The following is a 12,861-nucleotide window of genomic DNA, read 5'->3' as shown; positions in this document are numbered from 1 at the left end:
GGTCGAGTAGGTCGCTCCAGCGACCGAGACCGATCCAGACACGAAAAGCCCGCCCCCACGATCGCGGGGGCGGGCTTTTCGTGCGATCGCCTGTATGAGAGGCGGCGGGCCAAACCTGCCGCTAGTCCGCCGGCGTCTCCGTCGTCCCCATGATCTGCGCGCGGCCGATGATGTGCCCGCGAAGCATGAAGCCGAGCACGGCCGGGGTCGCACCGGCGGGGATGTCGAGACTCTCGACATCCAGAGCGCTCACGGTGAAGAAGTAGCGGTGCGATCCGTGGCCGGGCGGGGGAGCCGCGCCGGTGAACTCCTCTGCGCCGAGCTCGTTCGCCATCGTGACGGCCTCAGGGGGCAGCGCCTCGCCGGCGCCTAGTCCGGTGGTCGTGGCCGGGATGTCGCGCACCGCCCAGTGCCAGAACCCGCTGCCGGTCGGTGCATCGGGGTCGTACACCGTGAGAGTGAAGCTCTTCGTGCCCTCCGGGGCTCCGCTCCAGCGAAGACCGGGCGCGCGGTTGCCTCCATCGGCCCGTACCCACCCGGGCAGAGGCTCGCCGTCTGAGAAATCGGGGCTTTCCAGGGTGAAGGCGGGAACCTCGGGAAGTCGCCAGTTGGGATGGTTGGTCATCTCGTCGTCCTTTCAATTGGCGAAGGGCCGCCCGCCGACTCTGACGGCGGCTGCGGCCCTTCTGTCGCCCGATTAGAGTCCTGGCGCGACTGTGTCGGCACCATCGCACGCTGTGGACGGTGGTCCCTCAGGAGTGATTGCTCCTGCACGCTTCGAATGTAGACAGCGCACCTCTGTGCCACCAGTGGGGGCGCCGACAATCAGGTGACCATCGAGCGAATTCACAGTCTCGCGCACACGGTCTCGAGCAGATAACAATTCGGGCGGCGCGGGCCGGATTTAACACGAGCGACCTCGATTTGTCATTATCGGCCTCTATTGTCGAAAACACGGGGGCGTCGTTCGAATCCCGTTCGATGCTTCCCACGTCGAACCGAGACGAACACACAGCGAGAGAGAGTTTTGGGGATGGTCATGGCGCAGGTAGTGCCGCCGAAGCCCGTCGTCACCGCGACCGGGCCAGTGCCTTCGGTCGAGCTTCCGACACTCGAGGTCTCCCTTCCGATCCGTCGGCCCCTCGGACAGTCCGCCCTGCGCGTCTTCCCGCTGGCGATAGGGGGCAACGTCTTCGGCTGGACTGCGGATGGCGGCGCGACCAACGACATCCTCGACACCTATTTCGAGCACGGCGGCAACTTCATCGACACCGCGGACTCCTACGCTGCGGGCCGAAGCGAGATCATGATCGGCAACTGGATGCGCGACCGCCGGCTACGGGCCGGCATCGTCGTCGCCACCAAGGTCGGTAAGAGCGCCGACAACCCGGGAGTCACGGCCAAGGCGATCAGCCGGTCGGTGAACGCGTCGCTCGAGCGGCTCAAGACCGACTACATCGACCTGCTCTACCTGCACATCGACGATCCCAACGTGCCGTTCGAAGAGACCCTCCTCGCCGTAGACGACCTCATCAGGGCGGGAAAGGTTCGTCACTTCGGCGCCTCCGACCACTCGAGCAACCGACTCGTCGAAGCGCGGGTCATCGCCGCTCAACTCGGGGTCGCTCCGATGCTCGCCGTGCAGAACCACTACAACCTGATGCACCGAAGCGGCTATGAGGGAGACCTGGCGAGGGTCGCGTCCCAGCAGCGACTCGCTGTCATGCCGCGATTCGCCCTCGCGAGCGGATTCCTCACCGGCAAATACCGCACCAAGGCCGATCTGGGCCGGAATAATCGCGGCACCGAGCTGGCCAACCACCTCTCCAAGCGCGGGCAACGGGTGCTCGCGATGCTCGATCAGGTGGCGCGGGAACAGCAAGCTAGCGTCGCCACGATCGCCCTCGCGTGGTTGCTGTCGAAGCCGGGAATCGTCGCGCCGGTCGCCAGCGCGAGCCGGCCGGATCAGGTGAAAGAGCTCGTCGCCGCGGCGAAGATCCAGCTCGGTCGACACCAGGTGGCAGAGCTCGATCGCGTCTCCGCCCCGTAGGTGCTCCCGGCTGCCGGTTACTTCGTGATGCTGTCCAGCACGCGGCCGACCACGCGAACGTAGGCCGTCGTTGCGGCGATCGGGTCTCCCGCGTAACCGCCGGTCATCACGCCGTCACGGGCAAGCATGAGTTCGTCGCCACCGTCACCGGGTAGCGGGTGGCCGAGCTCCTTCAGCAGGTCGCTGAGAGTCTCGACGTACCACTCGCGGTGATCGGAGACGATCTGCCGCACGGCATGCCGGGAGTCGGTGAATTCTGTCGCGGCGTTGATGAACGCGCAGCCGCGGAAACCGGGGGAGACGACATCCGCCACCGTCTGATCGATCAGCGCCTGAAGGGCGATCTTCGGTTCGCTCGTGTCTCGGATCACCGCGTCGACCGACTCCCTGGCCAGGCTGTGGCGCTGGGAGATGTACTCCACGATGAGGCGGTCCTTCGATCCGTAGTGCTTGTAGAAGGTGGCCTTCGTGACTCCGGATTCGCTGATCAGACGATCGATTCCGACGGAGCGGATTCCCTCGTCGTAGAAGAGTCGATTGGCCGTCTCGAGAATGCGGCGCTTTGCCGGGGCCACCGAGGTGTGGTGGCTGCCGGCAGCCCACGGGGCACGCTGGCCGATCGGATGGGTATCAACAATCGGCACAGCGTGGCTCCCTTGGGCTAGTCGGCTAGGTGTCCTCGAAGCCGTTCGGCAGCTAACCGGACTTTGGGGGGATTGTCCGGTGTTGTTGCCCCGCAAATTTCGGGTTTGCGGTATTACAGTGATCAGTTCGGTCACTCCGCTCGGGAGCAGAGGTTCGAGCAACCTTCGGGTGGTTGGCTCGACGTGAAAACAGTAACACGGGATTGAGGACAGACAGCTCTGTTTGTCCTCTTTCTTCTCCGCGTTCTATCCCCCAGTACGGGGGGCACCCCCACTTGCAGCTCGTTGACGCTCCCGTGACGTAGGCTCGGTCCAATGAACGGTGCAGTCCCGCTTCCCCTCGACCTCGCTGAACTCAGCATCACTTCCTCGGGAGACTCCCTCGTACGGCGCAGCGTATTGCCGAGTGGCATCCGCATCCTCAGCGAACAGGTGCCTGGCGCCCGCAGCGCAACGGTGGGCTACTGGGTGGCCGTCGGCTCAAGAGACGAGCTGCCCGAGACCTTCGGCAGCACGCATTTCCTCGAGCACCTGCTCTTCAAGGGCACCGCGACCCGCACAGCCCTCGACATCGCGGTGAGCTTCGACGCCGTCGGGGGTGAGCACAACGCCATGACGGCGAAGGAATACACCTGCTATTACGCGAAGGTGCAGGATCGCGATCTCCCCATGGCCGTCGATGTGCTCTCGGACATGGTCACCTCGTCCCTCATCGACGCCGAGGAGTTCGAGACCGAGCGCGATGTCATCCTCGAAGAGCTGGCGATGGCCGACGACGATCCCTCGGATGTCACGAGCGAGCGATTCTTCGAGGCGGTGTTGGGCGACCATCCGCTCGGACGGCCCATTGGGGGTAGCCCGGAGACCATCCGCGCCGCCACCCGCGATTCGGTAGTGACCCACTATCGGGACAACTACCGCGCCCGCGACCTCGTCATCACGGTGGCCGGCGCGGTCGATCACGACCAGCTCGTCGCGGGAGTCCAGCGCGCATTGACTGCCGCCGGCTGGGACCTCGCGTCCGAGTCGAGCCCCGTCCAGCGCCGGGATGCCACGCTCGGGGTGATTCAGCGGGGCACCCCTCTCGTGGTCGTTCAGCGGCCCATCGAGCAGGCGAATATCCTCATGGGCGTCTCGGGCATCCCCGCCTCCGACGATCGCCGCTCGACGATGGCCGTCCTCAACTCGATTCTGGGCGGCGGCATGTCATCCCGGCTCTTCCAGGAGATCCGCGAGAAGCGCGGCCTCGCCTACTCGGTGTACTCCTTCTCCCCGAGCTATTCGGACGCCGGCCTTTTCGGCCTGTATGCGGGGTGTTCCCCGGCAAAGGCGGGCCAGGTCGCCGAGCTGCTGCTCGGCGAGTTCCGCCGCCTCGGCACCGGTGGCGTCACCGACGATGAGATGCGTCGTTCTGTCGGCCAGCTGAGCGGGGCATCCGCTCTCGCCCTCGAGGACTCCGACACTCGGATGTCACGGCTCGGGCGATCCGAGATCACCCTCGGCGAATACGCCGACCTCGATGAGGCGCTTCGCCGTCTCGCCCTGGTGACTCCCGACGACGTGCGTGATCTCGCCGCGGAGCTCGCGTCCCGGCCGCTGTCCATCGCGGCTGTCGGCACCGTCGAGGCCTCGGTCTTCGACGGTCTCGTGGATCAGCCCGTCTCCGCCTGACCCTCACTCTCCACCCCGACCTACCGGCAAGAGGAACAACGATGTCCCACTTCATCTATCTCGTGCGCCATGGCGAGCAGCAGGATGCCGAACACGGCATGCCTGACGGACCGCTTTCCGGGCGCGGCACCCGTCAGGCGAAACTCGTCGCGGACCGGCTGAGCGGGGTGCCATTCACCGGCGCCTGGCATTCGCCCCTCCAGCGCGCGGAAGAGACAGCCAACATCATGACGGCGAGCATGCCGAGCCTCGACTCCCAGCCCTCGGCACTGCTCTTCGACTGCATCCCGTCCGGCCCGACTCCCGATATGCCGCACGCGTTCGAGCCGTTCTTCGGATCCATCACCCGCGACCAGATCGAGGCGGGCCAGGCCCAGATGGCGGATGCCGTGAGCGAGTGGCTCACGCCGGCACGGGGAGACCGCCACGACCTGCTCATCACCCACAACTTCGTGATCGCCTGGTTCGTCCGCGAAGTGTTCGATGCTCCGTCCTGGCGTTGGATGGGCCTCAACCAGGCGAACTGCGGGCTCACCATCATCCGGGTGCGATCTGCGAAGCCGCATGTGCTCATCACCCACAACGACCTCGGGCATCTCCCGGCCGAGCTGCGCACCGGACTGCCGGAAGGCCAGCCCTTCTGACGCCGTTCAGAGCGCCTTGCGATACCAGTTCGTTGCGTTCGGATTGTCGTTGTAGGCGGGGATGTCACTGAACCCGCTGGAGAGGTAGAGGCCACTGGCCGCTTCGAGACTCGCGTTCGTGTCGAGCACGAGCTCGGACGCACCGAATGCCCGCGCCCGCGCCTCAAGCTCGGCGAGTATGGCGCGACCAAGACCGCGGCCACGCGCGACCGGGCGCAGGTAGAGGTGCTTCACCTCGAAGCGCGCGCCGTCGGATCCGAGCCGTCGGACTCCGCCGCATCCGAGAGCTGATCCCTGCTCGTCCAACGCGACGAGGAATACGCCCCGGGGAGCCACGAAGTCTTCGGGTGTCGGGAAGGTCGTTCGATAGATGCCCTGCTGCGCGGGGAATCCGGCGGCACGGTCATCGAAGTACTCGGTGAGTAACGCGTGGGCGGTCGGGTCGTCGACCCGGGATTCCCTCCAGCGCAGCATCCGACCAGCTTAGGCGGGCCGGCTTGGTAGATTTGGGGCATGACAACAACCGTCGCCGTCGTCGGCGCGACCGGGCGCATGGGGTTGCTCATCTCCCGCCTGATCGACGAGTCCCACGATTTCGAGCTCGTGGCCAGCCTCGATTCGCGCGCGCCCCTCGACGCCATGCTGTCGGCCGATGTGGTGGTGGATGTCACGGTGCCGGCCGTCAGCCAGGGCATCGTCGACTTCGCGGTAGGCCACGGCAAGAGCGTGCTCGTCGGCACGAGCGGCTGGTCGGCCACCCGCATCACCTCTCTGACCAACCGCCTGGTCGCCGAGGGCACCGGCGCCGGCGTGATCATCATCCCCAACTTCTCCGTCGGCTCGGTGCTCGCCACCTCCTTCGCCGCGATGGCGGCCCGGTTCTACGACTCGATCGAGATCATCGAGGCGCACCACGCCACCAAGGTCGATTCGCCGTCGGGCACCGCGGTGCGAACCGCCGAACTGATCGGCAATGCGCGGGCCACCCTCGGTCCCGTGATCGCGCCCCATGCCGACCAGCGTGCGCGCGGCCAGCAGGTGTCGAGCGTTCCGATCCACTCGCTGCGAATGCAGGGCATCGTCGCAAAGCAGGACGTGATCTTCGGCGGAACGGGCGAGACACTCACCCTCAGCCACGAGACTCTCGACCCGAGTGCGTATGAGGCGGGGATCATGCTCGCCCTCCGCGCCCTCACTTCGACCAGCGGTGTGGTGGTGGGGCTCGATCGCCTGATCAAGCTTGGACCGGCCGATCCGGAGCCGCCCACCGGCATCCCCGGCGACCTCGAATGACGGGCGACGTCCCGTGAAGGGCCGTATTGCGGCGATTCTGATGTCCGCACTCTTGGTGCTCTATCTCGTGCTCGTATTCCAGCTCGCCCTCCGCCTGATCGCTGTCGACAACGGCATCTCGAAGACCCTCGGGATCGCCCTCCTCGTTCTGCCGCTACTCGGGGCGTGGGCGCTCGTCGCGGAGATCCTCTTCGGCATCCGCACCCAGCGCCTCGTGCGGGAGCTGGATGCCGCGGGCGAACTGCCCGTCGAATCGCTGCCGAGGCGCACCAGCGGTCGACCGGAACGGGCCGCAGCGGACGCGGAGTTCCCGCGGTACAAGGCCGAGGTCGAAGCGGATCCCGGCAGCTGGAAAGCATGGTTCCGGCTCGGGCTGTCCTATGACGCGAGCGGGGACCGCAGCCGTGCCCGCCGTTCGCTGCGGCGCGCGATCGCTCTCGAGCGCGCGGCCCGCTGACCTTTCGGACTCTTCAGGGAAGGAAGGCGTCGATCGCCTGCTCGACGGTCACGTCACGGAAGGCGAACCCGTCGGCGATCAGCTTCGACGGCAGGATCTGTTGGCTGCTGAGCAGAAGTGCGGGGCCGGCATCCTGCAGGGCGAGGTCGATCGCCCAAGACGGCGCGACGAAGGGATACCAGCGATGCATCCGCTTCGCGACGTGGCGGGTGATGCGGTCGGACGTCGCCGGCGTCGGCCCGACGAGGTTTACGGGGCCCGTGAGCTTCGAGGTGAGCAGGTGACGGATTGCAGCCGCCTCGTCGTAGAGGCTGATCCACGGCCAGATGTCGCCTCCGGTGCCGAGGCGGGTGCCTAGTCCGAGCCGGGTGAGGGCCATCACAGGCACGAGGGATCCGCCCTTGCCGATCACGACCCCGGTGCGAAAAGTCACGAGTCGCGTCTTCGCCGGTCGCAGTTGCGCGGCCTGTTCCCAGGCTTCGACGACATCGCCGAGGAATCCTGGTCCGCGCTTCGAGTCCTCGGTGAGGCGCTCGCCCGGGCGGTCGCCGTAGATTCCGACCGCTGACCCGCTGAGGAAGACCTTCGGCGGAGTCGTCGCTCGCGCCATCGCCTCGACGAGGGTGCGCGTGGCCTGCACCCGCGAGTCGAGGATCTGTTTCTTGTAGCCGGGAGTCCACGGCAGTCGGCCGATCGACGCGCCCGAGAGATTGATCACGGCGTCGACGTCGTCCATCACGCTCGAGTCGAGCATGTGAGCGCTCGGCGCCCAGTTGATCTCGTTCGGCCCCTTCGGCTGGCGACGCACGAGAGACAGTACCTCGTGCCCGTCCTCCTCAAGCTGGCGGGTGAGCTCACGCCCGATGAATCCGCTTGCGCCGGAAATGAGGACTCTCATCGGCTTTCTCACCGGCGGACGAGGAGCCCTCCGCCGGGGAGCGGGAGCGGGGGCCGCGGGAAGGTCTGTGGCTGGCACGTCTTTAGAGGGCACTATGCGAGGTTAGCTTCGAGCGTGATCGGGATGCCCGCCAACGCGCGCGAAACCGGGCAAGTCTCCTTGGCTTCGACGGCGATCCGCTCGAAATCCTGCTCGCTGATGCCCGCGACTTTCGCGCTGACCAGCAGGTGGCTTCCGGTGATGCCCTCGGCCGGATCGAAGGTGACGGCGGCGGTGACCTGGAGACTCTGCGGGGGAGTTCCGAAGCCGGCGAGGGCGTTTGCGAAGGCCATCGAGTAGCAGGCGGAGTGGGCTGCTCCGAGCAGCTCTTCCGGGTTGGTTTTGCCAGCCTCGCCCTGGGAACGCGCCGCCCAGCTCACCGGGAACTCCGCTGCAGCGGAGGAGTCCAGTGTCGTGGTGCCCGCGCCGCTCCCCAGGTCGCCATTCCAGAGGGTCGTCGCTTCGCTGGTCACTGACATGGCACCAGACTACGCGCGGGTGTCGACCTTCACGCGGATCAGCCCGGCCCTCGCCAGCAGCAGGTAGATCTGGCATCCGAAGCAGTAGTCGAAGGCCGAGTTCAGGAACGCCGCGATGAAGGCCGCCGCGGCGAAGATCACCAAGCCGAAGGGCACACCGGAGAGGTGGAGCACGACTCCGATCAGGGTCACGACCAGGCCGACGCCCTGCGAGAACGTCGGCGGTTTCGCGTCTTCCAGGTGGGTCGGTGCACCGAGGCGAGGGCGCACGAGCGTGCGGTACAGCCAGCCGTACGGGTGGCGAGACACCCCGGCGAAGGCGCCCCACGCGAAGAGCGCGGTGATGACCGCGAAGAGGACGAAGGCGGGTTGGCCGGCGCGGCCACCGGCCGTCGCCGCGGGAACGGCGGACGTGCCGAGGGCGAGGCCGATGACGACGAGCAGGAGCACGGCAGTGATACCAGCGCTGAAGCGCGGTCCGCGGGGGTCGATGCCCGTGGTGCCTGGCTTCGCAACCAGGGCCCGCTTCGATGCGGGAAGTGGTTTCGTGGTGCTCATGACACCCTTTCGATCGGGAGTTTTCGCTCAGGCGGCTTCGAGGATCCGGCCGAGTTCGGCGCGCACGTCCGCAATGCGGGGTGCACCACCGATCCGGGCGCGAACCGCTCCGCTCGCATCGAGGATGAAGGTGGTCGGGGACTGGAGCAGGTTGAAGCGGTCGGCGAGATCCGGGCGCGTGGTTACATCGACATCCACATGGGTGATGCCGGGCAGCTCTGCCGCCAGCGCTCCGAGCAGTGAGGTGGTGGCGCGACACGGCGAGCAGAACTCGGTGGAGAACTGCAGCAGCGTTGCTCCCGAGCCCGCCACGGCATCCGCGGAGAGCTCTGACACGCGGATGCGCTCATCGCTCTGAGCGACTCCGCGGACGCGTCCGGTGGTCGAGCGCCACACCAGTCCGACCACGGTCGAACCCGCAACGAGGCCGACAAGGACGGCGGCGATTCCGAGTGGATTCATGGTGCGTTCCACGCTATCCGCGCGGCCAGTGCGGTGGTGCAGTGTGACGCGGCGTTACTCCGGGGTGGTCTTCTGCAGGATCGTGGTTCTACAGGACAGTGCCGCCAGGGACCGGTATCCCGCCGGAAGCATTCACGTTGTTCAGGACGAAGTCATGCAGAACCCCGGCCACAGTCGCGAGATCAGGTGACCAGGCGACCGTGTGATGGTCGCGCAGGTGCACGGTTCGATGCAGGTTCATGGGTCGCAGTGTGCTCGAGTCACTCCTTGCGTTCTGCAGGACATCGTCCTGAGAATCGTGAGTCTCCGGGGCCCGGTGTGCCGATTTGGGGGCCGGAAGCCAAGCGAGCCAACAGCCCACCAGCCCACCAGCCGATCAGACACAAGGGCGGAAGACCAACCGCACTGTGACTCGACTCCTCCACAGCCTCACCTTCGCCTCCGCTATCAACGGAGTCGACATCCGAGAGGATGCGGGCCCCGCACATCGCCACGATTGGGTCATGAGCAGCGTGGAGCTACGGATCAGGGAACTGGGAGGCATCGCCACCACAGGCGAGCTCAGCGCACGAGGCTACGACCCGCGACACCTGCTTGTGCTCGCGGAGTTCGGGCGCATCGTGCGGATCCGAAAGGGGTGGTACGCCAACAACGATGTCGACGAGACTGTGATCCTTGCCCGGCGGGTCGGCGGGGTGCTCGCGTGCATGAGCGCGCTGGCACATTATGGCTGGTGCGAACCCGAGCAGGGCGTGCTCCATGTGAGTGTTCAGCGTTCCGCTTCACGACTCAGACCTCCCCACGACCTCCGCCGCCCACGAGCGGATGCGAGGTCGACACGAGTCATCGTCCACTGGAGTCGTCGTCCTCCTACCGGTGATCGGCAGGCCGTCTCCCTCGGCGAAGCCATCGCGCAGGCCCACAGCTGCACCCGTGAGCGCGATACCCTGTAACACGTGTCCACGTCTCACAATCCCTTCGGCCAGGTGCTCGTCGCGCTGGTGACCCCTTTCACCGCCGACGGCGAGGTCGACTGGGCCGGCGTGGAGAAGCACATCGACGACGTGATCAACGCCGGGGCGGATGGCATCGTCGTCACGGGTACGACGGGGGAGACATCCACCCTCACCGACCCGGAGAAGCTCAAGCTCGTCGAGGTGGGTAAGTCTGTCGCGGCAGGCCGCGCGAAGATCATCACCGGGGGCGGCTCTAATGAGACCGCCCACGCGATCGAGCTCTACAAGCACAGCGAGAAGGCCGGCGCCGACGCCGTCATGATCGTCACTCCCTACTACAACAAGCCGACGCAGGCGGGCGTGCTCACCCACTTCCGCATGATCGCGGATGCCACCGACCTCCCGGTGATCCTGTACGACATCCCCGGGCGCACCGGCATCCCGATCCGCTACGAGACGATTCTGCGGGCGGCGAAACACCCGAACATCAAAGCGATCAAGGATGCGAAAGGCGACTTCAGCGAGGTCAGCCGCGTTCTCAACCAGACCGACCTTCTCTACTTCTCCGGCGATGACGCCAACGTGCTTCCCCACCTCGCGATCGGAGCGACCGGGCTCATCGGTGTGACGGCCAACATCGCCGCCGCGCCGTACCGTGTGATCGTCGATGCCGTCAACGCGGGCGACCTCGCTGCCGCCACCGCCGCGCACCGCCAGCTCGAGCCTCTGGTGCGCGCGGTGATGACGCATGTGCCCGGCACAGTCGCCGCGAAGTACATCCTGCACGGCCTCGGTCGCATCGACAGCCCTCGCGTGCGGCTGCCCCTCGTCGGGCCGGAGGACTTCGAGGCAGCGCAGATCGAGGACGAGATCGCTCTCGTCGGTGAGATCCCCGGTGTCGACCTTTCCAACTTCCGCCCCGACCGCAACGCGGCCGCGGGTGGCGCGCTGCCCAAAGTCGCCGGGACCACGCGCTAGCAGCTTCAACTAGGGGGTGAAAGACCCCGAAGATCATCGAACACTTTGGACCCCATGAACTCACCGGTATACGAACCACGTCCCCTCGCGCCCGCCACCCTGCGCGTCATCCCGATCGGCGGTCTGGGCGAGATCGGCCGCAACATGACCTCGTACGAGATCGACGGCAAGATCCTCATCGTCGACTGCGGCGTGCTCTTCCCCGAGGAGAACCAGCCCGGAGTCGACCTGATCCTGCCGGACTTCAGTCCGATCCGCGATCGACTCGATGACGTGCTCGGCGTGGTGCTCACGCACGGCCACGAAGACCACATCGGAGCGGTGCCCTACCTGCTCAAGCTGCGCCAGGACATCCCGCTGATCGGCTCCACGCTCACGCTCGCGCTTATCGAGGCGAAGCTCAAGGAACACCGGATCACGCCATACACCCTCACCGTGGCCGAGGGGCAGAGCGAGAAGATCGGTCCTTTCGACCTTGAATTCATCGCGGTGAATCACTCGATCCCGGATGCCCTGGCCGTCGCGATCAAGACTGTCGCCGGAGTCGTGCTCCACACCGGTGACTTCAAGATGGACCAGCTTCCCCTCGACGACCGCATCACCGACCTGCGCGCCTTCGCCCGCCTTGGTGAGATCGGTGTCGACCTCTTCCTCCCCGATTCCACCAACGCGGATGTGCCGGGCTTCACCGCCCCGGAGCGCGACATCGGGCCCGTGCTCGAGTCCGTCATCTCGAAGGCGCCCCGTCGCGTGATCGTGGCCAGCTTCTCCAGCCACGTCCATCGCGTGCAGCAGGTGCTGGATGCCGCCCACGCCAACGGCCGCCGCGTCGCGTTCATGGGGCGGTCGATGGTGCGCAACATGACGATCGCCGCCGATCTCGGCTACCTCAAGGTGCCGGCCGGCGTGCTCATCGACGCCAAGAAGGCCGCCGACCTGCCCGATAACAAGATCGTCTACATGTCCACCGGGTCGCAGGGCGAGCCGATGGCGGTGCTCGCCCGCATGGCCAACCTCGAACATCAGATCGAGGTGGGCAAGGGCGACACGATCATCCTCGCCTCGAGCCTCATCCCCGGCAACGAGAACGCCGTCTACCGCGTGATCAACGGTCTGACCAAGCTCGGCGCGAATGTGGTGCACAAGGGCAATGCAAAGGTGCACGTCTCCGGGCATGCGTCCGCGGGTGAGCTGCTCTACGTCTACAACATCCTCAAGCCGAAGAACGTGCTGCCTGTGCACGGCGAATACCGCCACCTGGTCTCCAACCAGCAGCTGGCGATCGCCACCGGCATTCCCGAGGCGAACACGATCATCGGTGAGGACGGCATCGTCATCGACCTCAAGGACGGCGTGGCGACGGTCGTCGGGCAGCTGGACCTCGGTTTCGTGTACGTCGACGGCTCTTCGGTGGGCGAGATCACGGATGCCGACCTCAAAGACCGCCGCATCCTGGCCGAAGAGGGCTTCGTCTCGATCTTCGTGGCGATCGATGCCCAGACCGGCCGGGTCATCGTCGGGCCAGAGATCCAGGCGCGAGGTTTCGCCGAGGATGAAGCCGTCTTCGACGCCGTGAAGCCGCTCATCGTCAAGGCGCTCTCCGACGCCGCCGCGAACGGCACGCGCGACACCCACGCCTTCAGCCAGGTGATCCGCCGCACGGTGGGTCGTTGGGTGAACTCGTCGCACCGTCGCCGTCCGATGATCGTGCCCGTGGTGATCGAGGCCTGAC

Annotated in this window: 16 protein-coding genes; 8 read left to right on the top strand and 8 right to left on the bottom strand. The window is 66.3% G+C overall.

What is annotated here, in order from left to right; genetic code table 11:
- Positions 1-121 precede the first annotated feature (121 nt).
- Positions 122-625, bottom strand: a complete 504-nt coding sequence (locus tag ACVXZ4_RS11245; protein ID WP_461794932.1) for a YbhB/YbcL family Raf kinase inhibitor-like protein — start codon at positions 623-625, stop codon at positions 122-124.
- 408 nt (positions 626-1,033) lie between these two features.
- Between ACVXZ4_RS11245 and ACVXZ4_RS11240 the strand changes: the two genes are divergently transcribed.
- Positions 1,034-2,050, top strand: a complete 1,017-nt coding sequence (locus ACVXZ4_RS11240; protein WP_461794931.1) for an aldo/keto reductase — start codon at positions 1,034-1,036, stop codon at positions 2,048-2,050.
- Between the two features lie 17 nt (positions 2,051-2,067).
- Here the strand turns inward: ACVXZ4_RS11240 and ACVXZ4_RS11235 are convergent, their stop codons facing one another.
- Positions 2,068-2,694, bottom strand: a complete 627-nt coding sequence (locus tag ACVXZ4_RS11235; protein WP_461794930.1) for a TetR/AcrR family transcriptional regulator — start codon at positions 2,692-2,694, stop codon at positions 2,068-2,070.
- A 315-nt stretch (positions 2,695-3,009) separates the two neighbouring features.
- Here ACVXZ4_RS11235 and ACVXZ4_RS11230 point away from each other — a divergent pair, with 315 nt between their 5' ends.
- Both ACVXZ4_RS11230 and ACVXZ4_RS11225 read left to right on the top strand, forming a co-directional pair.
- Positions 3,010-4,365, top strand: a complete 1,356-nt coding sequence (locus ACVXZ4_RS11230; RefSeq protein WP_461794929.1) for a M16 family metallopeptidase — start codon at positions 3,010-3,012, stop codon at positions 4,363-4,365.
- A 41-nt stretch (positions 4,366-4,406) separates the two neighbouring features.
- On the top strand, positions 4,407-5,009 hold the full coding sequence (locus ACVXZ4_RS11225) for a histidine phosphatase family protein (protein WP_461794928.1): 603 nt from the start codon (positions 4,407-4,409) through the stop codon (positions 5,007-5,009).
- Between the two features lie 6 nt (positions 5,010-5,015).
- Here the strand turns inward: ACVXZ4_RS11225 and ACVXZ4_RS11220 are convergent, their stop codons facing one another.
- A complete protein-coding gene (locus ACVXZ4_RS11220; RefSeq protein ID WP_461794927.1) occupies positions 5,016-5,483 on the bottom strand; it encodes a GNAT family N-acetyltransferase in 468 nt (155 codons plus the stop codon).
- A 39-nt stretch (positions 5,484-5,522) separates the two neighbouring features.
- On the opposite strand from ACVXZ4_RS11220, the gene dapB reads away from it, so the two are divergent.
- Positions 5,523-6,302 (top strand): 4-hydroxy-tetrahydrodipicolinate reductase, encoded by a 780-nt coding sequence (dapB, locus tag ACVXZ4_RS11215; protein WP_461794926.1) that lies wholly within the window; start codon positions 5,523-5,525, stop codon positions 6,300-6,302.
- A gap of 40 nt (positions 6,303-6,342) precedes the next feature.
- A complete protein-coding gene (locus tag ACVXZ4_RS11210) occupies positions 6,343-6,759 on the top strand; it encodes a hypothetical protein (protein ID WP_461794925.1) in 417 nt (138 codons plus the stop codon).
- A 13-nt stretch (positions 6,760-6,772) separates the two neighbouring features.
- On the opposite strand, the gene ACVXZ4_RS11205 is transcribed toward ACVXZ4_RS11210, so the two are convergent.
- The 5 genes from ACVXZ4_RS11205 to ACVXZ4_RS11185 all read right to left on the bottom strand — a co-directional run bounded on the left by ACVXZ4_RS11205 (position 6,773) and on the right by ACVXZ4_RS11185 (position 9,436).
- Positions 6,773-7,657, bottom strand: a complete 885-nt coding sequence (locus ACVXZ4_RS11205; protein ID WP_461794924.1) for a TIGR01777 family oxidoreductase — start codon at positions 7,655-7,657, stop codon at positions 6,773-6,775.
- A gap of 92 nt (positions 7,658-7,749) precedes the next feature.
- The gene (locus ACVXZ4_RS11200; protein ID WP_461794923.1) at positions 7,750-8,175 is read right to left on the bottom strand and encodes an OsmC family peroxiredoxin; all 426 of its coding nucleotides are present in this window, start codon (positions 8,173-8,175) and stop codon (positions 7,750-7,752) included.
- Positions 8,176-8,184: 9 nt separating this feature from the next.
- On the bottom strand, positions 8,185-8,733 hold the full coding sequence (locus ACVXZ4_RS11195) for a DUF4395 domain-containing protein (protein WP_461794922.1): 549 nt from the start codon (positions 8,731-8,733) through the stop codon (positions 8,185-8,187).
- Positions 8,734-8,760: 27 nt separating this feature from the next.
- The gene (locus ACVXZ4_RS11190; RefSeq protein WP_461794921.1) at positions 8,761-9,195 is read right to left on the bottom strand and encodes a TlpA family protein disulfide reductase; all 435 of its coding nucleotides are present in this window, start codon (positions 9,193-9,195) and stop codon (positions 8,761-8,763) included.
- A gap of 88 nt (positions 9,196-9,283) precedes the next feature.
- Positions 9,284-9,436, bottom strand: coding sequence for a hypothetical protein (locus ACVXZ4_RS11185; protein ID WP_461794920.1), 153 nt, complete (start codon positions 9,434-9,436; stop codon positions 9,284-9,286).
- Positions 9,437-9,602: 166 nt separating this feature from the next.
- On the opposite strand from ACVXZ4_RS11185, the gene ACVXZ4_RS11180 reads away from it, so the two are divergent.
- Genes ACVXZ4_RS11180 through ACVXZ4_RS11170 form a run of 3 tightly spaced genes read left to right on the top strand, consistent with a single transcriptional unit; the run spans position 9,603 to position 12,860 of the window.
- Positions 9,603-10,148 (top strand): type IV toxin-antitoxin system AbiEi family antitoxin domain-containing protein, encoded by a 546-nt coding sequence (locus ACVXZ4_RS11180; protein ID WP_461794919.1) that lies wholly within the window; start codon positions 9,603-9,605, stop codon positions 10,146-10,148.
- 3 nt (positions 10,149-10,151) lie between these two features.
- Complete coding sequence (gene dapA / locus ACVXZ4_RS11175) at positions 10,152-11,129, top strand: 4-hydroxy-tetrahydrodipicolinate synthase (protein WP_461794918.1); 978 nt, start codon at positions 10,152-10,154, stop codon at positions 11,127-11,129.
- Positions 11,130-11,183: 54 nt separating this feature from the next.
- Positions 11,184-12,860 (top strand): ribonuclease J, encoded by a 1,677-nt coding sequence (locus ACVXZ4_RS11170; RefSeq protein ID WP_461794917.1) that lies wholly within the window; start codon positions 11,184-11,186, stop codon positions 12,858-12,860.
- Position 12,861 lies beyond the last annotated feature (1 nt).

The organism is Lacisediminihabitans sp. FW035 (assembly GCF_054880895.1).
This window is presented reverse-complemented; position numbering and strand designations above follow the sequence as displayed.

Excerpts from the sequence above, each read along its gene's own strand:
- ACVXZ4_RS11245 (WP_461794932.1), bottom strand. The coding sequence starts at position 625 with ATGACCAACCATCCCAACTGGCGACTTCCCGAGGTTCCCGCCTTCACC.
- ACVXZ4_RS11240 (WP_461794931.1), top strand. The coding sequence starts at position 1,034 with ATGGTCATGGCGCAGGTAGTGCCGCCGAAGCCCGTCGTCACCGCGACC.
- ACVXZ4_RS11230 (WP_461794929.1), top strand. The coding sequence starts at position 3,010 with ATGAACGGTGCAGTCCCGCTTCCCCTCGACCTCGCTGAACTCAGCATC.
- ACVXZ4_RS11225 (WP_461794928.1), top strand. The coding sequence starts at position 4,407 with ATGTCCCACTTCATCTATCTCGTGCGCCATGGCGAGCAGCAGGATGCC.
- ACVXZ4_RS11220 (WP_461794927.1), bottom strand. The coding sequence starts at position 5,483 with ATGCTGCGCTGGAGGGAATCCCGGGTCGACGACCCGACCGCCCACGCG.
- dapB (WP_461794926.1), top strand. The coding sequence starts at position 5,523 with ATGACAACAACCGTCGCCGTCGTCGGCGCGACCGGGCGCATGGGGTTG.
- ACVXZ4_RS11210 (WP_461794925.1), top strand. The coding sequence starts at position 6,343 with ATGTCCGCACTCTTGGTGCTCTATCTCGTGCTCGTATTCCAGCTCGCC.
- ACVXZ4_RS11205 (WP_461794924.1), bottom strand. The coding sequence starts at position 7,657 with ATGAGAGTCCTCATTTCCGGCGCAAGCGGATTCATCGGGCGTGAGCTC.
- ACVXZ4_RS11200 (WP_461794923.1), bottom strand. The coding sequence starts at position 8,175 with ATGTCAGTGACCAGCGAAGCGACGACCCTCTGGAATGGCGACCTGGGG.
- ACVXZ4_RS11195 (WP_461794922.1), bottom strand. The coding sequence starts at position 8,733 with ATGAGCACCACGAAACCACTTCCCGCATCGAAGCGGGCCCTGGTTGCG.
- ACVXZ4_RS11190 (WP_461794921.1), bottom strand. The coding sequence starts at position 9,195 with ATGAATCCACTCGGAATCGCCGCCGTCCTTGTCGGCCTCGTTGCGGGT.
- ACVXZ4_RS11185 (WP_461794920.1), bottom strand. The coding sequence starts at position 9,436 with ATGAACCTGCATCGAACCGTGCACCTGCGCGACCATCACACGGTCGCC.
- ACVXZ4_RS11170 (WP_461794917.1), top strand. The coding sequence starts at position 11,184 with ATGAACTCACCGGTATACGAACCACGTCCCCTCGCGCCCGCCACCCTG.